At 65.5% G+C, this 20,021-nt stretch carries 21 protein-coding genes and 2 tRNA genes; 6 read left to right on the top strand and 17 right to left on the bottom strand.

What is annotated here, in order from left to right; translation table 11 throughout:
- Positions 1 to 27 precede the first annotated feature (27 nt).
- A complete protein-coding gene (locus A9179_RS15860; protein WP_187807184.1) occupies positions 28 to 858 on the bottom strand; it encodes a p-hydroxycinnamoyl CoA hydratase/lyase in 831 nt (276 codons plus the stop codon).
- 263 nt (positions 859 to 1,121) lie between these two features.
- Here A9179_RS15860 and A9179_RS15865 point away from each other — a divergent pair, with 263 nt between their 5' ends.
- Positions 1,122 to 1,586 (top strand): MarR family winged helix-turn-helix transcriptional regulator, encoded by a 465-nt coding sequence (locus tag A9179_RS15865; protein WP_187807185.1) that lies wholly within the window; start codon positions 1,122 to 1,124, stop codon positions 1,584 to 1,586.
- Positions 1,587 to 1,632: 46 nt separating this feature from the next.
- Here A9179_RS15865 and A9179_RS15870 read toward each other — a convergent pair whose 3' ends face one another.
- Positions 1,633 to 3,576: an amidohydrolase gene (locus A9179_RS15870; protein WP_187807186.1), complete on the bottom strand. Its 1,944-nt coding sequence runs from the start codon at positions 3,574 to 3,576 to the stop codon at positions 1,633 to 1,635.
- A 138-nt stretch (positions 3,577 to 3,714) separates the two neighbouring features.
- Between A9179_RS15870 and A9179_RS15875 the strand changes: the two genes are divergently transcribed.
- Entirely contained in the window at positions 3,715 to 4,362 is a 648-nt protein-coding gene (locus A9179_RS15875; protein ID WP_187807187.1) for a TetR/AcrR family transcriptional regulator, read from the top strand.
- A 27-nt stretch (positions 4,363 to 4,389) separates the two neighbouring features.
- Here A9179_RS15875 and pcaC read toward each other — a convergent pair whose 3' ends face one another.
- From pcaC to A9179_RS15910, 7 genes are all read right to left on the bottom strand, one after another.
- Positions 4,390 to 4,782 carry a 4-carboxymuconolactone decarboxylase gene (gene pcaC, locus A9179_RS15880; protein ID WP_187807188.1) on the bottom strand — a complete coding sequence of 131 codons (393 nt, stop codon included), beginning with the start codon at positions 4,780 to 4,782 and terminating at the stop codon, positions 4,390 to 4,392.
- Position 4,783: 1 nt separating this feature from the next.
- Positions 4,784 to 6,154 (bottom strand): 3-carboxy-cis,cis-muconate cycloisomerase, encoded by a 1,371-nt coding sequence (locus tag A9179_RS15885; RefSeq protein WP_394354767.1) that lies wholly within the window; start codon positions 6,152 to 6,154, stop codon positions 4,784 to 4,786.
- Positions 6,155 to 6,159: 5 nt separating this feature from the next.
- A complete protein-coding gene (gene zapE / locus A9179_RS15890) occupies positions 6,160 to 7,323 on the bottom strand; it encodes a cell division protein ZapE (protein ID WP_223123227.1) in 1,164 nt (387 codons plus the stop codon).
- On the bottom strand, positions 7,313 to 7,918 hold the full coding sequence (gene pcaG / locus A9179_RS15895) for a protocatechuate 3,4-dioxygenase subunit alpha (RefSeq protein WP_187807190.1): 606 nt from the start codon (positions 7,916 to 7,918) through the stop codon (positions 7,313 to 7,315). The genes zapE and pcaG overlap by 11 nt, the downstream gene beginning before the upstream one ends.
- Positions 7,919 to 7,929: 11 nt before the next feature.
- Positions 7,930 to 8,649 (bottom strand): protocatechuate 3,4-dioxygenase subunit beta, encoded by a 720-nt coding sequence (gene pcaH / locus A9179_RS15900; protein WP_187807191.1) that lies wholly within the window; start codon positions 8,647 to 8,649, stop codon positions 7,930 to 7,932.
- A gap of 118 nt (positions 8,650 to 8,767) precedes the next feature.
- Complete coding sequence (pcaQ, locus tag A9179_RS15905) at positions 8,768 to 9,700, bottom strand: pca operon transcription factor PcaQ (RefSeq protein ID WP_187807192.1); 933 nt, start codon at positions 9,698 to 9,700, stop codon at positions 8,768 to 8,770.
- A gap of 12 nt (positions 9,701 to 9,712) precedes the next feature.
- A complete protein-coding gene (locus tag A9179_RS15910; RefSeq protein ID WP_187807193.1) occupies positions 9,713 to 10,582 on the bottom strand; it encodes a helix-turn-helix domain-containing protein in 870 nt (289 codons plus the stop codon).
- A gap of 138 nt (positions 10,583 to 10,720) precedes the next feature.
- On the opposite strand from A9179_RS15910, the gene pobA reads away from it, so the two are divergent.
- Complete coding sequence (gene pobA, locus A9179_RS15915; RefSeq protein WP_187807194.1) at positions 10,721 to 11,905, top strand: 4-hydroxybenzoate 3-monooxygenase; 1,185 nt, start codon at positions 10,721 to 10,723, stop codon at positions 11,903 to 11,905.
- 35 nt (positions 11,906 to 11,940) lie between these two features.
- Here the strand turns inward: pobA and A9179_RS15920 are convergent, their stop codons facing one another.
- The 5 genes from A9179_RS15920 to dapA form a co-directional block, all read right to left on the bottom strand.
- The gene (locus tag A9179_RS15920; protein WP_187807195.1) at positions 11,941 to 12,120 is read right to left on the bottom strand and encodes a hypothetical protein; all 180 of its coding nucleotides are present in this window, start codon (positions 12,118 to 12,120) and stop codon (positions 11,941 to 11,943) included.
- A gap of 221 nt (positions 12,121 to 12,341) precedes the next feature.
- Positions 12,342 to 12,431 (bottom strand) — tRNA-Ser (locus A9179_RS15925).
- A gap of 161 nt (positions 12,432 to 12,592) precedes the next feature.
- Positions 12,593 to 13,462, bottom strand: coding sequence for a phosphoribosylaminoimidazolesuccinocarboxamide synthase (locus tag A9179_RS15930; protein WP_187807196.1), 870 nt, complete (start codon positions 13,460 to 13,462; stop codon positions 12,593 to 12,595).
- A 96-nt stretch (positions 13,463 to 13,558) separates the two neighbouring features.
- A complete protein-coding gene (bamC, locus tag A9179_RS15935; protein ID WP_187807197.1) occupies positions 13,559 to 14,674 on the bottom strand; it encodes an outer membrane protein assembly factor BamC in 1,116 nt (371 codons plus the stop codon).
- Positions 14,675 to 14,691: 17 nt separating this feature from the next.
- Entirely contained in the window at positions 14,692 to 15,570 is an 879-nt protein-coding gene (dapA, locus tag A9179_RS15940) for a 4-hydroxy-tetrahydrodipicolinate synthase (protein WP_187807198.1), read from the bottom strand.
- Positions 15,571 to 15,769: 199 nt separating this feature from the next.
- On the opposite strand from dapA, the gene A9179_RS15945 reads away from it, so the two are divergent.
- Together A9179_RS15945 and A9179_RS15950 are read left to right on the top strand one after the other, a co-directional pair.
- The gene (locus tag A9179_RS15945) at positions 15,770 to 16,327 is read left to right on the top strand and encodes a glycine cleavage system transcriptional repressor (protein WP_187807199.1); all 558 of its coding nucleotides are present in this window, start codon (positions 15,770 to 15,772) and stop codon (positions 16,325 to 16,327) included.
- A 15-nt stretch (positions 16,328 to 16,342) separates the two neighbouring features.
- Positions 16,343 to 16,816, top strand: a complete 474-nt coding sequence (locus A9179_RS15950) for a peroxiredoxin (protein ID WP_187807200.1) — start codon at positions 16,343 to 16,345, stop codon at positions 16,814 to 16,816.
- A gap of 49 nt (positions 16,817 to 16,865) precedes the next feature.
- On the opposite strand, the gene A9179_RS15955 is transcribed toward A9179_RS15950, so the two are convergent.
- The gene (locus tag A9179_RS15955) at positions 16,866 to 17,105 is read right to left on the bottom strand and encodes a sulfurtransferase TusA family protein (protein ID WP_187807201.1); all 240 of its coding nucleotides are present in this window, start codon (positions 17,103 to 17,105) and stop codon (positions 16,866 to 16,868) included.
- A 101-nt stretch (positions 17,106 to 17,206) separates the two neighbouring features.
- Here A9179_RS15955 and A9179_RS15960 point away from each other — a divergent pair, with 101 nt between their 5' ends.
- On the top strand, positions 17,207 to 18,640 hold the full coding sequence (locus A9179_RS15960) for a M48 family metalloprotease (RefSeq protein ID WP_187807202.1): 1,434 nt from the start codon (positions 17,207 to 17,209) through the stop codon (positions 18,638 to 18,640).
- Positions 18,641 to 18,696: 56 nt separating this feature from the next.
- On the opposite strand, the gene nadA is transcribed toward A9179_RS15960, so the two are convergent.
- The gene (nadA, locus tag A9179_RS15965) at positions 18,697 to 19,755 is read right to left on the bottom strand and encodes a quinolinate synthase NadA (RefSeq protein WP_187807203.1); all 1,059 of its coding nucleotides are present in this window, start codon (positions 19,753 to 19,755) and stop codon (positions 18,697 to 18,699) included.
- Between the two features lie 145 nt (positions 19,756 to 19,900).
- A tRNA-Lys gene (locus tag A9179_RS15970) sits at positions 19,901 to 19,976 on the bottom strand.
- Between the last annotated feature and the right edge of the window lie 45 nt (positions 19,977 to 20,021).

Genomic DNA, 20,021 nt, shown 5'->3' on the forward strand with positions numbered 1-20,021 from the left:
GCTAGGCCCGCGGCCCAGCCCTAAGGCTCAGCGCTTGTAGGCCTGCAGACCGGGCTTGATGCTCTTGTCGTCGAGGAACTGCTTCATGCCCTGCTCGCGGCCACCTTCGGTGTCGAGCAGGCGCGACTGGTCGAGCTTGGCGTACAGGTAATCCTCGTTCTGCTCCCAGGTCAGCTCGCGGCAGCGCTTGAAACCGATCTTCGCCGCGCGCAGCACCACCGGGTTCTTCTCCAGCAGGTTGTTGGCCAGCTCGATGGTGGTTTCACGCAGCTGCGCCAGCGGCACGCTCTGGTTGACCAGGCCCATGGCCGCGGCCTTCTGCCCACCGAAGGTCTTGCCGGTCATGATGTAGTACAGCGACTCACGATGGCCGCAGGTGTCGGCCATGGCCTTGCTCACCAGGTTGCCCGGCGGGATGCCCCAGTTGATCTCGGACAGGCCGAAGGTCGCCTCGTCGGCGCAGATCGCCAGGTCGCAGGCCACCAGCGGGCTGAAACCACCACCGAAGCACCAGCCGTTGACCATGGCGATGGTCGGCTTGGTGTACATGCGCAGCAGCTTCCACTGCCATTGCGAAGCCTCGCGGCGGATCTTCTCCTGGAGGATTTCCGGGCCGGCGTCGATTTCGCGGAAGTACTCCTTGAGATCCATCCCGGCCGTCCACGACTCGCCGGCACCGGTCAGCACCAGCACACGCGCCTCGGCATCCTGCTCCAGGGTTTCCAGCACCTCAACCATCTCGCGGTTGAGGGTCGGGCTCATGGCATTGCGCTTCTCCGGACGATTGAGCGTCACCCAGGCGATACCCGCCTCCAGCTCGACCTTCACGGTTTGCCAACGGCCTTCATAGCTACTCATGTCACACGCCTCATCTGTCTGTGGAGTGCTGCAAAGCTATGCGGACAAATTAGTTATGTCAATTAACTATTTTCCCAAAAATAGCCAACCAGAGCAGAAACAAGCCGCCCTACACACAGGGAACCGAACACATGAAACGGCAAAAAACGGCGAAAATTAGCAATAAAAACCTGTAAGCCCTGCCGATTAGGAGGTCGAGGCTGGGCATGGCTCACGCCATTCATTACAATAATTAATCAAATGGATTCCCACAGGATTGCCCCATGCCGCGCAAGCCCAAGCCCCTCCCCGCTCCGCCTGCCACGGAGCCGCTCGACAGCGCGCTGAACAACCTGGTCGGCTATGTGATGCGCCGCGTGCAGATGACGCTCACCCAGCACCTCAGCCAGCGGCTGGAGGAACACGACATCCGCCCGGCGCAGTTCACCGCGCTGAGCATCATCGAGCAGTCGCCGGGGCTGATGCAGGCCGACCTGGCCAAGGCATTGGCCATCGAACCGCCACAGGCGGTACTGATGATCAACAAGCTGGAAAGTCGCGGACTGGCCATGCGCATCCGCAGCAACCCGGACAAGCGCTCCTACGGCCTGTTCCTCAGCAAGAGCGGCGAGCAACTGCTCAGGCAGCTCAAGGAAATCGCCGCGCAAAGCGATCTGGACTCCACTGCAGCGCTCGCGCCCGAAGAGCGCGAGCAGCTCCTGGCGTTGCTGCACAAGCTGTACCGCTAGGCAAAGAAAAGGGCCGCAAGCGGCCCTTCCCGTTCAGCCCCGCGCTTTATAGCTGGCTGTACACCGTCTTGCCGCGGAACACGGTCTGCAGCACCTGGGTGTCGGCGATCTTCGCCGGTTCGCCCTGCTTGACCAGGTCGAACAGGTTGCGGTCGAGCACGATGAAGTCGGCCGACTTGCCCGGCTCGATCGAGCCGATGAGCTTGTCCTGGCGTACCGCCCGCGCCCCGTTGATGGTGTAGGCATCCAGCATCTGCTCCAGCGTGGCGCCCTGCTTGGCGTTGTAGGCCGGCTTGCCGGGGATGGCACGGGTAATCCCGGCCGCGATGTTCATGAACGGCCGCGGATCACGGGAATCGACCGGCGCATCGCTGCCAGCCACCAGTACCGCGCCGGCCTTGGCCGTGTTGCCCACCGGGTAGATGGCATTCCAGCTGTAGTTGTTCGGGTTGTAGAGCAGGTCGTCGATCGCCTGGCCCTTGTGGCTCTTCTCCAGGAACGGGGTGATCAGCATGTCGTACTCCGGCTGCTGGTTGATCCAGGCATAGGTGTACGTGAGGTACACGCCCAGCTCGCCCAGGCGCTTCTGGTCGTCCGGGTGCACCACTTGCAGGTGGGCGATGGTGTGCGGGATATGCCGATCGCCATTGCGCTGGCGAGCGGCCTGCAGGGCATCGATGGCGACATGGGTGGCGCGGTCGCCGACGCTGTGCACGTGGATGCTGAAACCGGCGGCATCCAGGGCGCTGGCGTAGTTTTTGAAGTCCTCTTCCTTGTAGTTGACGATGCCGTTGTTCTTCGAGTCCTCGCTGTCCGCGGTCACGCTGACGGCACCGCTTTCTTCGTCGAGCTTGAGGTGCGGCGTCTGGTAGTTGTGCAGCATGCCGGCGTTGGGGGTGAACGGCGGCTGGCTGAAGGGGTCGCCCTCGAGCACGCCGTCGGCGAAGATTTTCACCGCGTCGGCCTTGATCAGCGGATTGTTGGCGAACTCCTCACGCACCGCCTTGGCCTTGCTCAGGTGACCGGGGATATCCACCTTGCCGGCATAGTCGTCGCCGATGAAGCAGGTGGCGAGCGTCACCCGCATGTTCAGCAGGTTCTGCTGCTGCATCTTGAGTATCTGCTCGCGGATGAAGTCGTTGGTGCAGGCATCCTGGATGCTGGTGATGCCGCTCTGCGCCATGACCTTGGCGACGTCCGGCAGGATGGCACCGTAGATGGCTTCACCCTTAGGGTCGCCCACTTGCTGGGCGAACATGTCGAAGCTGCCGGCCGGAATCCGCTCCTTGGCGGCATCGCGCAGCACACCGGTATCCAGGCTGACATAGGGCGCCAGCTCGGCGAACACACCGCCCTTGCCCAGGGTCTGGGCAGTGAAACCGACGGTCTTGCCGCTGTCGTCCTGAGCCATGCTCAGGGCCTGCGAGTTGTAGGCACCGGCGTGGCCGTCGACCCCGGAGAGCACCACCGGATGACCCGGCGCAGCGGCATCCAGGGCCTGGCGAATGGTCTTGTAGCTGGCGGTAGGCTCGTTGCCCTCGTAGGGCACCCACTGCTCGATCTTCAGCCAGGAGCCGGGCTCGCTGGCGTAGCGCGGCAGGCACTCCTTCACCTTGCTGGCCAGCTGGTCGAGGTTCACCGCCTTGCCGTCGAGGTCGCAGACATCCAGAGCGACGGTGCCGAGCACATGGATATGGTTGTCGTGCAGGCCCGGCAGCACCATCTTGCCGCCCAGATCGACCACCCGGTAACCCTGCTGAATGAACGCCTCGGCGCCTTCGCGGCTACCGGAATAGACGAACTTGTCGTTCGAGACGGCAATCGCCTCGACCTTACGCCGCTGGGCATCCTGGGTGTAGATCTCACCATTCAGGTAGACCGTGTTGTCGCCCGTGGCGCCGGCCGGCACGGGCGTCTGGCTGCAACCGGCAATGCCGGCCAGCAGGACGAAGGAGGAAAGCGCCAGGTGTTGTTTTAATTCGAGCCGCATAAGATCTCCATTAAATTACAGTAAATACTGTAATTTAATTAGTACCAGCGTTGCCGCAGAGCGTCAATCGACATGGTTTGACGTGCCCGGCCAAGCCAGGTGAAATGCGCCCCAACCACCGACCAAACCGAGTGCCTGATGATTCCGCAAGATTTGCAAATGCGCCGCGAGCCGCGCCAGCAGCGCACCCTGGAGATCATTCGGAGGATCGAACAGGCCACCCTGGAGCTGCTCAGGGAAGGCGGCATCAGCCTGCTCAACACCAATGCGATTGCCGAGCGCTGCGGCATCGACATCAAGTCGCTGTACCGCTTCTTCCCCAACAAGGAGGCGATCGTCTACCGCCTGGCGCAGCAGTGGCTGGAGGCCATCCGCGACCAGGAGAAGGCGATCTACGCAGGCGGCCTGGGCCTGATCGAAACCTGGAACGCGCTGGATGACATGATCGACCGCCTCGAGCAGCAGTACTCGGGCTACGGCGCGCTATGGCAGGCCATGGATCTGATCCCGGCGCTGCATGATCTGGAGGCGGAACATGAAGCCATCCAGCTCGCCAGCATGGCGCTGCTGCTGCGCCAGCACGGCTGCCAGTGGCCGGAGCAGACCCTGAACGAGCTGGTGCGCTACCTCTACCGCACCTGGGATGTGGTCAAGCAGGGCAGTATCGAACAGGGCGATGCGCGCGGCCTGATGTGGCGCGCCCACAAGGCCTGGCAGCACCGCTTGCTGCTGGCGGCAGTCGGCACCCGGGACGCCGCCGAATTCGAGCAGCTGCTGCAGGGCTGAGCACTCAACGCCCAGCCGGCAGCCTGCTCAGTCGAGCGACTCGACGCCGAGCTCGTCCCACACCTCTTCGGCCAGGTGGAAGGTCGCGTTGGCCGCCGGGATGCCGCAGTAGATGGCGCTCTGCATCAGCACCTCCTTGATCTCCTCGCGGCTCACCCCGTTGTTCTTTGCCGCCTTGAGGTGCAGGCGCAGCTCGCCCTCGCGGTTCATGCCGATCAGCATGGCGATGGTGATCAAGCTGCGGGTATGCCGCGGCAGCCCCGGGCGCGTCCAGATATCGCCCCAGGCGTGACGGGTGATCATCTCCTGGAACTCGCTATTGAACGGCGTGAGGTTGCTCAGGCTGCGCTCGACGTGGGCATCGCCCAGTACGGCGCGACGCACCTGCATGCCGGCTTCGTAACGTTGTTTCTCATCCATCTCAAACTCCGGATTGAATCGGGTGCGCAAGCGCACGGTGTTCGGCCAGTGCACGGCTCACCCAGCGGTGCGCCTGACCCAGGTAATGGGCCGGATCAAGCAGGCGATCCAGTTCGTCGGCGGATAGCTGGGCCACCACCAGCAGATTGGCGCCGAGCACTGCGCGCAGGTGGGCGCCTTCCTGCACCGCCTGGCGGCAGCACTGCTCGACCAGATGGTGGGCGGCATCGCGGCCGATGCGCTGGGCCAGGGCGATGCTCACCGCCTCGGCCAGCACCAGGCCCTGGGTCAGCTCGAGGTTCTCGCGCATGCGCGCGGCATCCACTTCCAGCCCCGGCACCAGCAGCAGCGCCTGTTGCAGGGCACCGGAAACCAGGCAGCACAGTTCCGGCAGGGTTTCCCATTCGGCATGCCAGAGGCCGAGGCTGCGCTCGTGCTCCTGCGGCATGGCCGCCAGCATGGTCGCCACCAGGCCCGGGGCGCGGGTGGCAGCGCCGATCAGCACGGCGGCACTCACCGGGTTGCGCTTGTGCGGCATGGTCGAGGAACCGCCCTTGCCCGGCGCGGCCGGCTCGAACACTTCGCCGGCCTCGGTCTGCATCAGCAGGCTGAGGTCGCGTCCCAGCTTGCCCAGGCTGCCGGCGATCAACCCGAGCAGCGCGGCGAACTCCACTAGGCGGTCGCGCTGGGTGTGCCAGGGTTGCTCGGGCAGGTTCAGCGCCAGCTCGGCGGCCAGGGCCTCGGCCACCGGCCAGGCCTGCTCGCCCAGCGCCGCCAGGCTGCCCGAGGCACCACCGAACTGCAGGCTGAACAGGCGCGGCTTGAGTTCGGCAAGGCGCTGGCGATGGCGGGTGACGGCGCCCAGCACCCCGGCGAGCTTCATGCCGAGGGTGACCGGAGTGGCCTGCTGCAGCCAGGTACGCCCGGCCAGCGGCGTGTCGGCGTGGCGCTCGGCCTGCACCGCCAGGGCCTCGCCGAGAGCGGCCAGATCGGCCTCCAGCAGGCTGACGGCAGCACGCAGCTGCAGCACCAGCCCCGTGTCCATCGCATCCTGGCTGGTCGCGCCAAGGTGCACATAGCGTTCGGCCTGTGGGCTCTGCGCCGCCACGCGCTGGCCCAGCAGCTTGACCAGCGGGATGGCGGAATTGCCGGCCGTGGCGATGGCCAGGGCCAGCGCATCGGGGTCATAGAGTTCAGCCAGGCAGGCCGCCTGGATGGGCGCCACGACATCGGCCGGGATCAGCCCCACGCCAGCTTCGGCACGGGCCAGGGCGGCCTCGAAATCCAGCATGCCCTGCACGCGTCCACGATCGCAGAAGATCGCGCGCATGGCGGGTGCCGTGAAGTAGGCATCGAAGAGGTGATTGCTCAGACTGCTCAAGTCGGTACTCCGCAATTCGGGGTGAGGTTGCTCTCCGCTTCCGCGCCAGGCGAGTCGGCAGCGGATGGTGCCGCGACCAACGGCACCCGGCCGAGCTGACGCAGGCGGCTCAGGGTGCGGGCGAAGTCCACCGCCTTGCCGCCCTCCGCCAGCTGTTCCAGCGCCACGCTGGCGTAGAGCTGCAGGTGCAGGGCGCGGTCGTAGGCGATGTCGATGAAATTGAGAAAGCGCTGGCTGACATCCGACGGGTAGTCGCCCAGCGGCCCCAGGCCGCCGACCGCCATCTGCGGGAAGTGCTCGATCAGCCACAGGTAGTCGCTGGCCGAGCGCGGCGTGGCGAACAGTTCGGTGAAGTCCAGCCAGGCCCGCCGCCCCTCGTAGGCATGCACCCGCAAGGGGTGGTGATTGACCTCCAGCACCTGGTCATACAGCGCCTGCTCGCCCAGTCCCAGGCGCTGGCGAATCAATGCCCCGCCATCGTCCGGCTGTGGCCAGTGGTAGCTGCCCCAGGCCTCCAGGGCGGTGGCGCGCTGGCGGTAGTCCTCGCCGCCATCCAGGGACAGCACGCTGAAGCGTTTCTCGATCAGGGCGATGGCCGGCTTGAAGCGCTCGCGGTACAGCGGATTGGGGCAGAGCCGATCTGGCCGGTAATTGGAGGTGCAGACCAGGCCGACGCCCTCCTCCACCAGCACCTTGAGCAGGCGACCGAGGAGCATGGCATCGCCGATGTCATGCACATGGAACTCGTCGAAACACAGCAGCTGGACTTGCCCGGCCAGTTCGCGGGCAACCCGCGCCAGCGGATCGGACTGGCCGGCGAAGTCCTGCATGCGCTGCTGCAGCTCCTGGAGAAAGGCGTGGAAGTGCACGCGGCGCTTGCCCGCTACCGGCGCCGCGGCAAAGAAGGCATCCATCACGAAGCTCTTGCCGCGGCCGACACCGCCCCACAGGTAGACCCCGGCCGGCGGCCGGCGAAACCAGCCCGAGCGCCCGCCGAGCAAGGTCTCCAACCAGTCGCCGAGCTGCTCGATGGCCGCCCGCTGGGCAGCGTCGGCCTGGTAGCCGCGCGCCTCCAGCAGATCATCGAAATGCCGGCGAACGCGCTGGGCAACCGCTTCGCTGAGTGGATCGCCCTGGGGATCCTGCACCTTAGAAGTCAAAGAAGACCGTTTCCCCTTCCCCCTGGATACGGATATCAAAGCGGTAAGCCAGCTTGCCGTCCACTTCGCAGCGCTCTGCGATCAGGGTCTCGCGGCGCTGCGGCTGCTCGATCAGGCCAAGCACCGGGTCGCGGGAATTGGCCTCGGCCTCGTCGGCGAAGTACAGGCGCGTGTGCAGGTGGATATTGATGCCGCGGGCGAACAGCGACACGTTGATGTGCGGCGCCATCGGCACGCCGGCGGCGTTGTTGACCACGCCCGGCTTGATGGTATGCAGCGTCCACTCGCCGGCATCGAAGGTGGTAGCGGTACGACCGAAACCGTTGAACGCTTTTTCCAGGTCGAAGTCGCTGTCGTAGCGCCCCTGGTGGTCGGCCTGCCAGAACTCCAGGAAGGAGTCGCGCACCAGGTGGCCGTTACCGTCGTAGACATGGCCGATCAGGGTGATGTGCTCGCCCGGCGCGCCGGGCTTGGCCATCTGGTTGCAGATTTCCTGGGGACGGCTCGGGTTGCCGGCGGCGGCCAGGGCCAGGCCGATATGCACATAGGGGCCGGCGGTCTGCGAAGGGGTTTCCGGCAGCAGTTGAACTGGCATGGAGCTGCTCCTCAACGATTCTCGAAGTGGGTCTGACGCTGCCCGCGCAGCACGATATCGAAGCGATAGGCCAGACAATCCATGGGATTGGCCGCGCCCATGTCGAGCTTGGCGATCAGGCTCTGCACCGCGTCCGGGTTGGCGATCGATTTGACGATCGGGCACATGGGAATCAGCGGGTCGCCCTCGAAATACAGCTGGGTGATCAGGCGGGTGGCGATCGACGGGCCACTGATGGAGAAGTGGATATGCGCCGGACGCCAGTCATTCGGGCCGTTGCGCCAGGGGTACGGGCCGGGCTTGATGGTACGGAAGCTGTAGTTGCCCTGGCTGTCGGTCAGGGCGCGGCCGACGCCGCCGAAGTTGGGGTCGAGCGGTGCCAGGTAGCGGTCGTTCTTGTGCCGGTAGCGGCCGCCGGCGTTGGCCTGCCACATCTCTACCAGGGTATGCGGGATCGGCTTGCCGTACTGATCCATGACCCGTCCGGCAACGATGATGCGCTCGCCGATGGGCAGGCCGCCGTGATTGAAGTTGAGCAGCAGGTCGTGGTCGTGCTCGCCGAAGCGCAGGTGCGAGAAGTCCGGGCCGCTGGTTTCCGAGATCGACTGCGGGATGCTCACCAGCGCCTGGCGCGGCGAGCGGGCAATCGATGTCTTGTAGTCGGGGGTCAGGGCCTTGGGGTGCCAGTTGCGGTCGCGGATGACGAAACGGCTGTTCTGCGCATCGGACATGCCGAGCTCCTCTTGTTGGAATGGCTGTAGCGGCCTGCAGGCTCAGGCGTGACCACAGTGTCCGACACGATGGGCTGGCTGGATAATGAAAAGACGGCGCTTATCCATAACCAAATAGTTATGGATTGAAGCTCTCGCGATAGTCGAGTGCCGCCGCGCGCAATGCCTCGCAGCACCACTGCGCGGCCAGCGACAACGGCGTCGAGGGGTTGCTGCAGATGCCCACCGAGCCGCCCGGCTCGCGCAGCCCCAGCTGCAGGGCAACCAGCTCGCCGCGCGCCAGATCCTGGCGCACGGCATCCTGCGGCGCCACCCAGACCGCATCGCAGGCCTGCACATAGCGTCGGCTGAGGGCCACCGAGAGGGTCTCCAGGCGCTGTTGCGGCAGGCCGATGCCGCACTGCACATACAGGCTGTCGGCATAGCGGCGGATGGTGGTGCCGGCCAGCGGCAACACCACCGGGTAGTCACCCAGGCGCGAGCGATCGCTCAGATCGGTGTGCAGCAAGGCATGCCCGGGGCGCACCACCAGGATCATCGACTCGCTGTACAGGTGCTCGAAGGTCAGCCCCTCGATCTGCGGGCTGTCGGTCATCCGCCCGATCACCAGATCCAGCGCGCCGACCCGCAGCTGGCCGAGCAGGTAGGCACTGGGCCCGGTCTCCACGCTGACCACCAGCGCCGCGTGCTGCTCGTGCAGGCGTCGCACCACGTCGGGCAACAGCGAGCTTTCCACCGTCGACAGCACGCCCAGGCGCACCGCACCGGCCTCGTGCTCGCCACTGCGCAGGCTGCGCACGCCCTCGCGCAGGGCCTGCACGCTGGGCCCGGCGTAACGCAGGAAGGCCAGCCCGGCGGCGGTCGGCGTGACACCCTGCTTGCTGCGTTCGAACAGGCGGGTGACGAGGATTTCCTCCAGTTCCTTGAGCGTCTTGGAGATGGCCGGCTGACTCACCGCCAGCACCTCGGCGGCGCGCGCCAGGCTGCCCTGGCGGGCGACTTCGAGAAAGCACAGCAGATGACGGAATTTGATGCGGTTGTCGATGTTCATGGGAGCTCGCGATCAGCGCTGCAAACGGAAGGCCTTGGGAGTCAGGCCGGTGCTGCGCTTGAAGAAACGGGAAAAATAAGCCGGCTCGGAAAAGCCCAGGCTGTCCGCCACCTGGTTTACCGTCATGGCGGTGTACACCAGGCAGCGCTTGGCCTCCAGCAACAGGCGCTGGTTGATCAGCTGCAGCGCCGACTGCCCGGCCAGGCGCCGGCACAGGGCGTTGAGATGGGCGGCGCTGATGCCCAGCTCGGCGGCGTACTGCTCGATCGGCCGGTGCGCACGGTAGTGCGCCTCCAGCAGGCGGGTAAAGCGCTGCAGGTGCTCGCGACCACGATCCGGCAGCTGCGCCTCGGCATGCGCCAGGGCCTGCGAGCGACGCCCGACCCAGACCAGCAAGGCACTGATCAGCGACTGCAGCATCAGCTCGCGGCCGGGGGCATGCTCGCCGTACTCCAGGGCGATCGAATCGAACAGCGCATCCAGGTAGCGCTGCTGCTCGCCCACCGGATAGCAGGCGGCGCGCGCCAGCGGCGGGCTGTCGAGGGCGGCGCTGAACTGGTCGACCAGCGGCTGGGCCAGGCTCAGCACATGGCCGCGGATGTCCCGGGAGAAGCGGAAGCCGTGCACGCTGAGGGCCGGTACCACCTGCAGGGCGGCCTGCTCGACGCGGTGCAGCACGCCCTCCACTTCCAGCTCGGCGCTGCCGCCCTGCACGTACAGCAGCTGCACCAGGTCGCCATGGCGATGGGGCTTGATCTCCCAGTCGTGCAGGCGGCTGCGCTCGGGAATCGACTCGCAATGCAGCAGATCCGGGGTGGGCCAGGCCGTCGTCTCGCCATACAGCTTGAACACCGGCACTGCGGCTGTGGCGACCTTGCGCATGGGCGATGAACCCCTGAAAAGTCCAGAAAGATAATCGGATAGTGCCTTCAAAGCCCGCATCCATCCACCAAAAATACAGGCGACTTCATCAACCCGGGGCAGCGTCATGCGCGCGCAGCCCCACAGAGGACAATAACAATGAAGACTCAAGTCGCCATCATCGGCGCCGGCCCGTCCGGCCTCCTGCTCGGCCAGCTGCTGCATCAGGCCGGTATCGACAACATCATCATCGAACGACAGAGCCCCGAGTATGTGCTCGGGCGCATTCGCGCCGGGGTGCTCGAACAGGGCATGGTCGACCTGCTGCGCGAGGCCGGCGTCAGCGCGCGGATGGATCGCGAAGGCCTGGTGCACGACGGCTTCGAACTGGCCTTCGACGGCCGCCGCGAGCGCATCGACCTGAAGCAGCTCACCGGCGGCAAGACGGTGATGATCTACGGCCAGACCGAAGTCACCCGCGACCTGATGGAGGCCCGCCAGGCCTGCGGCGCCACCACCCTGTACAACGTCAGCGACGCCCAGCTGCATGAGCTCAAGGGCGAGCGCCCCCATGTCACCTTCACCCACAACGGCGAGGCGATGCGCCTGGACTGCGACCTGATCGCCGGCTGCGACGGCTTCCACGGCGTGTCGCGCCAGTCGATTCCCGCCGGGGTGCTCAAGGAGTTCGAGCGGGTCTACCCGTTCGGCTGGCTCGGCGTGCTGGCCGACACCCCGCCGGTGGCCGAGGAGCTGATCTACGCCAACCACGAGCGCGGCTTCGCCCTGTGCAGCATGCGCTCGCCCACCCGCACCCGCTATTACGTGCAGGTGAGCGCCGAGGAACGGGTGGAAGACTGGTCGGACGAGCGCTTCTGGAACGAGCTGAAGAGCCGCCTGCCAGAGGCCACCGCCGCCAACCTGGTGACCGGCCCATCCATCGAGAAGAGCATCGCGCCGCTGCGCAGCTACGTGGTCGAGCCCATGCAGTACGGCCAGCTGTTCCTGGTCGGCGATGCCGCGCACATAGTCCCGCCTACCGGGGCCAAGGGCCTCAACCTGGCGGCCAGCGACGTCAGCACGCTGTACCGCATTCTCCTCAAGGTCTACCGCGAAGGCCGCCGCGAGCTGCTCGAACGCTATTCCCAGGTGTGCCTGAAACGCATCTGGAAGGCCGAGCGCTTCTCCTGGTGGATGACTTCGATGCTGCACAAGTTTCCCGGCACCGATGCCTTCAGCAGCCGCATGCAGCAGACCGAACTCGACTACTTCGTCGGCTCCGATGCCGGGCGCAAGACCATCGCCGAGAACTATGTCGGCCTGCCCTACGAAGCCATCGAGTAAGCCCCGCCCCCGCTGCTAGGCGGTGGGGCCGCGACTCAGGGCGCCAGGTCGTCGAACAGGGTCTGGGTCAGCTGGCGGATGCGCTTGTCGTGGGCCGCCAGATCGGGCACGTCGTCCTGCACCAGGCGCATGAACAGCACCGAGCTGTAGTCGTTGAGGAAGTCGGCGACGAAGGCGACATCGAACAACCCGCGTCCCTGTAGTTCGCGCAGCAAGCCGGCCACTTCCTGCCGCGGCCGATTATTCAGGTTGGACGCTACCAGATCGGCGGCGAGAAATACCGCCAGGGCGCAAGCGCCCCACTCCTTGGTTTGCGCCCGCTTTATCCCCGCCCTTGGCCAGACGCCGCCAGGCACTGCCTGAGGCCGCAAAGAAATAACCGGAGCAGAAAAGCAAAAACCCCACAGACCTGACGGTCTGCGGGGTTTTCGTTGTATGGCGGGAAGATAGGGATTCGAACCCTAGGTGCACTTGCGTACACAACGGATTTCGAATCCGTCCCGTTCGGCCACTCCGGCATCTTCCCACGGCGGCGCGCATGATAGCAGCTCAGCTGCCGTTGGCGAACCCCCTAACGGCATTTTTTCGCATGCTTTCAGATGCTTGCGCGATCACGCCAGCAGCGCAAGGGAACGCCGGGCATGAAAAAGGGGAGCCTTGGCTCCCCTTTCGCAACGCGTGCTGCGCTTACTCGGTCAGGCGGGTCAGCGCCTCGCGGTATTTGTCCGCGGTCTTCTGCGCCACCTCGGCCGGTACTGCCGGGGCCGGCGGTTGCTTGTTCCAGCCGGTGGATTCCAGCCAGTCGCGCACGAACTGCTTGTCGAAGCTCGGCGGGTTGCTGCCTTCGGCGTAGCTGTCGGCCGGCCAGAAGCGGCTGGAGTCCGGAGTCAGCGCCTCGTCCATCAGGGTCAGGGTGCCGTCTTCGTCCAGGCCGAACTCGAACTTGGTATCGGCGATGATGATGCCGCGGGTGGCTGCGTACTCGACCGCCGCGCTGTACAGGGCGATGGCGGTGTCGCGCACCTTGGCTGCCAGCTCGGCGCCGATGATGGCTTCGCACTGCTCGAAGGAGATGTTCTCGTCGTGGTCGCCGACGGCGGCCTTGGTCGAGGGGGTGAAGATCGGCTGCGGCAGCTTGGCCGCTTCCTTCAGGCCCGCCGGCAGCTGGATGCCGCAGACGGTGCCGCTCTTCTGGTATTCCTTCCAGCCGGAACCGACGATGTAGCCACGCACGATGGCCTCCACGGCCACCGGCTGCAGACGCTTGGCCACTACCGCGCGGCCTTCCACCAGCGGCAGCTCGGCGGCCGGCACCACGTCGGCGACCTGGTCGCCGGTGAAGTGGTTGGGCACCAGGCCGTCCAGTTTGGCGAACCAGAAGTTGGAGATGGCGGTGAGGATCTTGCCCTTGTCCGGGATCGGCTCGTTGAGGATCACGTCGAAGGCCGACAGCCGGTCGGTGGCGACCATCAGCATGCGCTTGTCGTCGATTTCGTAGAGGTCGCGGACTTTGCCCGAATAGATTTTCTTCAGGCTCAGGGTGCTGGGAGTGGTCATGTCGGAATTTCCGCCTTGATCAAACGAAACAGGCGAAACCCAGCGGGTTTCGCCTATTGGTGTTGCCGTGCCGGCCTCGCGGCCGGCGCAGTCTGCTTAGCCGAGGTTTTCCTGGATCAGGCTCAGCACGCGACGGGCCACGTCTTCCGGGGCCACGGTGTTGATGTCCTTCTCCACGGAAACCTGCACGTCGCCAGCTGCAGCGCGGGTCAGGCGTACCTGATAGCGCTCGGCGCGGGCGTCGATCTCTTCCTGGCTCGGCTCGCTGCCGAACAGGCTGCTGAAGAAGCCTTTCTCTTCTTCCGGCTTTTTCGCGCCTTCGGCCAGGTTGACGTAGTACACGCCCAGGCTGCGGTTGATGTCGTCGATGCGCACGTTGCCCAGTTCCAGGGCGCGGCCCACGCTCGACCAGGCGCGGTCGAAGTCGGTGCTCAGGTGCAGTACCGAGTTGCCGTTGCCGTCCTGGGCCAGGCTGACCCGGCTCGGGGCGTCGTAGTTGCGCGCGGCCAGCAGGGAGACCGAGCCGTGCTCGGCGCTGCTGCTGAGGTCGGCGAGCATGCCGTCGAGCAGCGAGGCTTCCAGCGGGGCATTGCCGGTACGGGCCGGGAAGGCCACGTCGGCGTTGCTATCTTCGTCGCGCTCGGCGCTGACCACGAACACTTCGCTGGTGTTGCGCAGCACGCCCGGTTCGATGCGCACATGCACGCGCACCTGGTTGTCGCTGTCGCTCAGCAGGCTGCCCAGGCGCCGGCCCATGGACGGGGCAAGATCCTTGGCGCTCTGCCATTCGCTGCTGAACTCACCGGTCTGCGGGCGTTCGTCAACGATGCGGAAACCGTTGTTCTGGAAGTACTCACGGGCCACCGGCCAGACTTCCGCCGGGGTACGCTGGGCGACCAGCCAGCGCGAGTCGCCGCTCTTCTGCAGGCTGAATTCGCTGGCCTGCTGGTCGACGGCCAGCGCCTGCGGGCGCGGCACTTCGAATTTTTCCGGAGTCTGGGTGCTGTCGGCGACATTGCGCGGCACCGGCAGCAGCGGGTCGAGGCGCTTGGCATCGACATTCGCCGGCATCTGCATGGCAGCGGTCTGCCGGGCCTCCAGGTAATCGGAACCACGGTCACGGAAGTAACCATCATCGCCCCAGAGCCAGCCGCAACCGCTGGTGCTGGAGATGATCAGAGCTAGGGTGGACAGGCCGGCCAATCGCTTCATGCGCACAAATTCCTCGGTTAAACCAGTACGCCGGACTGGCGCATGGCCTGACGCAGCGGTTCATGACAACGCGGGCTGAGCCAGGTCAGCGGCAGACGGATACCGTCGGCCATCATGCCCATTTCATGCAGGGCCCACTTCACCGGAATCGGGTTGGATTCGATGAACAGATTCTTGTGCAGCGGCATCAGGCGCTCGTTGATCGCGCGGGCAGTGGCAGCATCGCCGTTCATCGCGGCGGCGCACAGTTCGGCCATGGCACGCGGGGCGACGTTGGCGGTCACCGAGATATTGCCCTTGCCACCCATCAGCATCAGCTCGACGGCGGTGGCGTCGTCGCCGGAGTAGACCAGGAAGTCGGCGCTGACGCGGTCGAGGATTTCCTGGGCGCGCTGCAGGTCGCCGGTGGCTTCCTTGATACCGATGATGTTGCTGACCTTGGCCAGACGCTCGACGGTTTCCGGCAGCATGTCGCAGGCGGTGCGGCCCGGCACGTTGTAGAGGATCTGCGGAATCGCCACGCTCTCGGCGATATGGCGGAAGTGCTGGTACAGGCCTTCCTGGGTCGGCTTGTTGTAGTAGGGGGTGACCAGCAGGCAGGCATCGGCACCGACGCTCTGGGCGTTCTGGGTCAGCTCGATGGCTTCGCGGGTGCTGTTGGCGCCGGTACCGGCGATCACCGGGATACGCCCGTTGACCTGGTCGACCACGCGGCGGATGACCTCGACGTGCTCGTGCACGTCCAGGGTTGCGGACTCGCCGGTGGTACCGACGGCGACGATCGCGTTGGTGCCTTCCTGCAGGTGGAAATCGACCAGCTTACTCAGGCCATCCCAGTCCAGACCACCCTGTGCGTCCATGGGCGTGACCAGTGCCACCATACTGCCCGAAATCATGCAACCGCTCCTGCCGGAAAAAGAGAGCGGTAATGGTACTGACGCCACCTGTGTTGTACAAGCGACGGACAGCAGCGGACGGCGCTGGCGGCGTCGCACCGGGCCGCGTTACTCATTCCCCTGAGCAACGCTTTTCGCTACCCTTCCTTCTTTGTTCTGCACGCCAAGTGCCGAACACTCATCGCTTTAGGAATGCTGCATGTCCACCCCCCAGGTTCGCGAACAATTCCTCGTCATCAGTGCCCTCGGCGCCAACCCCATGGAGCTGACCAGCGTGCTGTGCCGCGCCAGCCAGGAGAACCGCTGCGCGATCGTCAGCACCCGCCTGACCCGGCATGGCGAATACAGCGCCCTGGTACTCCAGGTGAGCGGCAGCTGGGACGCCCTGGCCCGCCTGGAAGGCGCCATCCCGGCCCTGGCCAAGCGCCACAGCTTCAGCGCCAACCTGATCCGCAGCGGCGCTCTGGAGAGCCGCCCCCAGGCCCTGCCCTATGTGGCCTATGTCAGCTGCGCCTACCGGCCGGACATCCTCAACGAGCTGTGCCAGTTCTTCAGCGGGCACAATGTCGAGCTGGAAAACATCACCTGCGACACCTACCTGGCCCCGCAGACCGGTGGCACCCTGCTCAACGCCACCCTCACCGTGACCCTGCCGGCCGGTACCCAGATCAGCTGGCTGCGCGACCAGTTCCTCGACTTCGCCGACGCGCTCAACCTCGATGCGCTGATCGAACCCTGGCGCCCGCAGAATCCATGACATAAGGAGAGCCGCATGGCCGTCACCCTCGACAAACCGGTTGCCGACTTCAGCGCCGCCGCCACCAGCGGCCAGCAGGTTGCCCTGAGCGCCCTCAAGGGCCAGCAAGTGGTGATCTACTTCTATCCGAAGGACAGCACCCCGGGCTGCACCACCGAAGGCCAGGGCTTTCGCGACCAGTACCCGGCCTTCCAGGCCGCCAATACCGTGGTCTTCGGCGTGTCGCGCGATGGCCTGAAGTCCCACGAGAACTTCAAGTGCAAGCAGGAATTCCCCTTCGAGCTGATCAGCGACAAGGACGAAGCGCTCTGCCAGCTGTTCGACGTGATCAAGCTGAAGAAGCTCTACGGCAAGGAATACCTCGGCATCGACCGCAGCACCTTCCTGATCGACGCCAAGGGCGTACTGCGCCACGAATGGCGCGGCGTGAAGGTGCCCGGCCATGTCGACGCGGTACTGGCTGCCGCCCAGGCCCTGCACAAGGCCTGAGCCAGACGAAAAGGGCCGCATCTGCGGCCCTTTTTCATTACAGCGGGTGTCAGGTTTTTTTCAGCCAGTAGCGAAACACCCCCGCCTCTTCCTCTTCGCGCAGCAGCTCATGCCCGGCCAGGCGGGCAAAGGCACGGAAATCGCGCTGCGAACCGGCATCGGTAGCCGTGACCTTGAGCACCGCACCGCTGGGCAGGCGGTTGAGTTCGAGCTTGGCCTTGAGCAGCGGCAGCGGGCAGTTCAGGCCACTGGCATCCAGTTCGGCGTCGCAGGTCGGGGTCTCGGTCATCAGCACTCTCCAGCAAGGGCCGGCAAGGATACCGCACAACCCTGGCCAGCTGACCGGCTAGGCAGCTACAGTAAGCCCTTCGTTCGCCAAGAGCCTTGTGCATGAAGCTTCTGCGCCCTTCCCTGCTCGCCCTTGCCTGCCTGCTCGCGCTACCGAGCCTCGCCGATGACCTGCCGTCGCTCGGCGACTCCAGCTCCGCCCTCGTCTCCCCGGAACAGGAACACCAGCTCGGCCGCGCCTGGCTGAGCATCCTGCGCGGCCAGGTCGACCAGCTGTCCGACCCGCAGCTCAAGGACTATGTTGAAACCAGCGTCTACCGCCTGGCCGAAACCAGCCAGGTGGAGGATCGGCGCCTGGAGTTCGTCCTGCTCAACAGCCCGCAGCTCAACGCCTTCGCCGCTCCCGGCGGGATCATCGGGGTCAACGGCGGCCTGTTCCTCTATGCCCAGACCGAAGCCGAATACGCCTCGGTACTGGCCCACGAACTGGCGCACTTGTCGCAACGCCACTTCGCCCGCGGCATCGAGGCCCAGCAGCGCATGCAGGTACCGGTGATGGCCGCCATGCTCGCCGGCATCGTCGCCGCCGCAGCCGGCGCCGGCGATGCCGGCATCGCCACCATCATGGGCGCCCAGGCTGCCGCCATCCAGGAACAGCGGCGCTTCTCCCGGCAGAACGAACAGGAGGCCGACCGCATCGGCCTGCTCAACCTGGAAAAGGCCGGCTACGACCCGCGCGCCATGCCCAGCATGTTCGAACGCCTGATGCGCCAGTACCGCTACGACTCCAAGCCGCCGGAATTCCTCCTCACCCACCCGGTGACCGAGTCGCGCATCGCCGACACCCGCAACCGCGCCGAGCAGTACCGCGCCGGCGGGGTCGAAGACAGCCTGCGCTACCAGTTGCTGCGCGCCCGCGTGCAGCTGACCTTCGAGGAAACCCCGGGCATCGCCGCCAAGCGCTTCCGCGCCATGCTCGAGAGCAACCCCAAGCTGGACGCCGCGCGCTACGGCCTGGCCATCGCCCAGATCAAGGCCGGCCAGCTGAACGAGGCACGCAGCGGGTTGCAGGAACTGCTGGGCAAGGCCCCGGACGACATCACCTACAACCTGGCCATGGTCGACCTCGACATCACCGCCAATCGCGCCGCCGACGCGCGCCAGCGGGTCGAACGCCTGCGCGGCCTGTATCCGGGCAACTACCCGCTGGAACAGGCGCGCATCGATCTGATGCTCAAGCAAGGCCAGAAGAAGGATGCCGAGAAAACCCTCGACGAACTGCTCAAGCAGCGCCCGCATGACCCCGACATCTGGTACCAGGTGGCCGAGGTACGTGGCATGACCGGCAACATCATCGGCCTGCACCAGGCCCGTGCCGAGTACTTCGCCCTGGTCGGCGACTACGACCAGGCCCTGGAACAGCTCGACCTGGCCAAACACCGCGCCAGCAACAACTTCCCTCTGGCCTCGCGCATCGACGCACGCCAGCAGGAGCTGCAGGCCGAGAAGCGCGCCATCGACAAGATGATGCGCTGATCCAGCGCCCACAAAAAAGCCCGGCACTGCCGGGCTTTTTTGTATCTGCGTGGCAATCAGGCGTTGCCGCTCAGCTTCAGGCGCGCCGCCTGGGTGAAGTCGAGCATGCGCTTGAGCGGCTTGATCGCCCGCGGGATCAGCGCCGGCTCGACGAGGATCTCGTTGCTGCCCTCGCGCAGGCACTGCAGGGTGCGCTGCAGGGTGTTCATGGCCATCCACGGGCAGTGCGCACAGCTGCGGCAGGCCGCGCCGTTGCCGGCGGTAGGCGCCTCGATGAACTCCTTGTCCGGACACAGCTGCTGCATCTTGTAGAAGATGCCGCGATCGGTGGCGACGATGAAGGTCTTGTTCGGCAGGGTCTGCGCCGCCTTGATCAGTTGGCTGGTGGAGCCCACCGCGTCGGCCAGCTCGATCACCGCCTCCGGCGACTCCGGGTGCACCAGGATCGCGGCCTGCGGATAGAGCGCCTTCATGTCCTCCAGCTGCTTGGCCTTGAACTCCTCGTGGACGATGCAGGCGCCGTCCCACAGCAGCATGTCGGCTCCGGTCTCGCGCTGGATGTAGCGGCCCAGATGCTGATCCGGCGCCCAGAGGATCTTCTCGCCGTTGTCCATCAGGCTCTCGACGATTTCCAGCGCGCAGCTGGAGGTCACCACCCAGTCGGCCCGCGCCTTCACCGCCGCCGAGGTGTTGGCATAGACCACCACGGTGCGTTCCGGATGCTGGTCGCAGAAGGCCGAGAACTCGTCCACCGGGCAGCCCAGGTCGAGCGAGCAGGTGGCATCCAGGGTCGGCATCAGCACGCGCTTTTCCGGATTGAGGATCTTCGCCGTCTCGCCCATGAACTTGACCCCGGCCACCACCACGGTCTGCGCCTGGTGCTGGTTGCCGAAGCGGGCCATTTCCAGGGAGTCGGAGACGCAGCCGCCGGTTTCCTCGGCCAGCGCCTGGATCACCGGGTCGCAGTAGTAGTGCGCCACCAGCACAGCATTCTGCTTCTTCAGCTCGGCGGCGATCTCGCTGCGGTAGAAGGCCTCCTGCTCGGGCGTCAGGGCGACCGGCTGCTTGGCATCGAGGTGGGCCTGAACCAACAGGCGTTCGGAAATATGCGTCATGACATCAGACCTGCAGGCGCGGGTAGGCAAGCGTCGAGTATACCATCCGGGCTTGCCGCCCCAGAACGGCAGCGGCCAGCCAGAGCCGGACGCCGGCTTTTCGCGGGCATAAAAAAAGCCAGTCTTGCGACTGGCTTTTGCGATTTGGTGGGTCGTGTAGGATTCGAACCTACGACCAATTGGTTAAAAGCCAACTGCTCTACCAACTGAGCTAACGACCCAACGCGGGGCGTATAATACTGATTTAATTCAGAAAAACAACACCC

The sequence above is a fragment of the Pseudomonas alcaligenes genome (assembly GCF_014490745.1).
In the GTDB taxonomy this organism is placed as follows: domain Bacteria; phylum Pseudomonadota; class Gammaproteobacteria; order Pseudomonadales; family Pseudomonadaceae; genus Aquipseudomonas; species Aquipseudomonas alcaligenes_C.

Coding starts and splice junctions, on each gene's coding strand:
- A9179_RS15860 (WP_187807184.1), bottom strand. CDS start 858: ATGAGTAGCTATGAAGGCCGTTGGCAAACCGTGAAGGTCGAGCTGGAG.
- A9179_RS15865 (WP_187807185.1), top strand. CDS start 1,122: ATGCCGCGCAAGCCCAAGCCCCTCCCCGCTCCGCCTGCCACGGAGCCG.
- A9179_RS15870 (WP_187807186.1), bottom strand. CDS start 3,576: ATGCGGCTCGAATTAAAACAACACCTGGCGCTTTCCTCCTTCGTCCTG.
- A9179_RS15875 (WP_187807187.1), top strand. CDS start 3,715: ATGATTCCGCAAGATTTGCAAATGCGCCGCGAGCCGCGCCAGCAGCGC.
- pcaC (WP_187807188.1), bottom strand. CDS start 4,782: ATGGATGAGAAACAACGTTACGAAGCCGGCATGCAGGTGCGTCGCGCC.
- pcaG (WP_187807190.1), bottom strand. CDS start 7,918: ATGCCAGTTCAACTGCTGCCGGAAACCCCTTCGCAGACCGCCGGCCCC.
- pcaH (WP_187807191.1), bottom strand. CDS start 8,649: ATGTCCGATGCGCAGAACAGCCGTTTCGTCATCCGCGACCGCAACTGG.
- pcaQ (WP_187807192.1), bottom strand. CDS start 9,700: ATGAACATCGACAACCGCATCAAATTCCGTCATCTGCTGTGCTTTCTC.
- A9179_RS15910 (WP_187807193.1), bottom strand. CDS start 10,582: ATGCGCAAGGTCGCCACAGCCGCAGTGCCGGTGTTCAAGCTGTATGGC.
- pobA (WP_187807194.1), top strand. CDS start 10,721: ATGAAGACTCAAGTCGCCATCATCGGCGCCGGCCCGTCCGGCCTCCTG.
- A9179_RS15930 (WP_187807196.1), bottom strand. CDS start 13,462: ATGACCACTCCCAGCACCCTGAGCCTGAAGAAAATCTATTCGGGCAAA.
- bamC (WP_187807197.1), bottom strand. CDS start 14,674: ATGAAGCGATTGGCCGGCCTGTCCACCCTAGCTCTGATCATCTCCAGC.
- dapA (WP_187807198.1), bottom strand. CDS start 15,570: ATGATTTCGGGCAGTATGGTGGCACTGGTCACGCCCATGGACGCACAG.
- A9179_RS15945 (WP_187807199.1), top strand. CDS start 15,770: ATGTCCACCCCCCAGGTTCGCGAACAATTCCTCGTCATCAGTGCCCTC.
- A9179_RS15950 (WP_187807200.1), top strand. CDS start 16,343: ATGGCCGTCACCCTCGACAAACCGGTTGCCGACTTCAGCGCCGCCGCC.
- A9179_RS15955 (WP_187807201.1), bottom strand. CDS start 17,105: ATGACCGAGACCCCGACCTGCGACGCCGAACTGGATGCCAGTGGCCTG.
- A9179_RS15960 (WP_187807202.1), top strand. CDS start 17,207: ATGAAGCTTCTGCGCCCTTCCCTGCTCGCCCTTGCCTGCCTGCTCGCG.
- nadA (WP_187807203.1), bottom strand. CDS start 19,755: ATGACGCATATTTCCGAACGCCTGTTGGTTCAGGCCCACCTCGATGCC.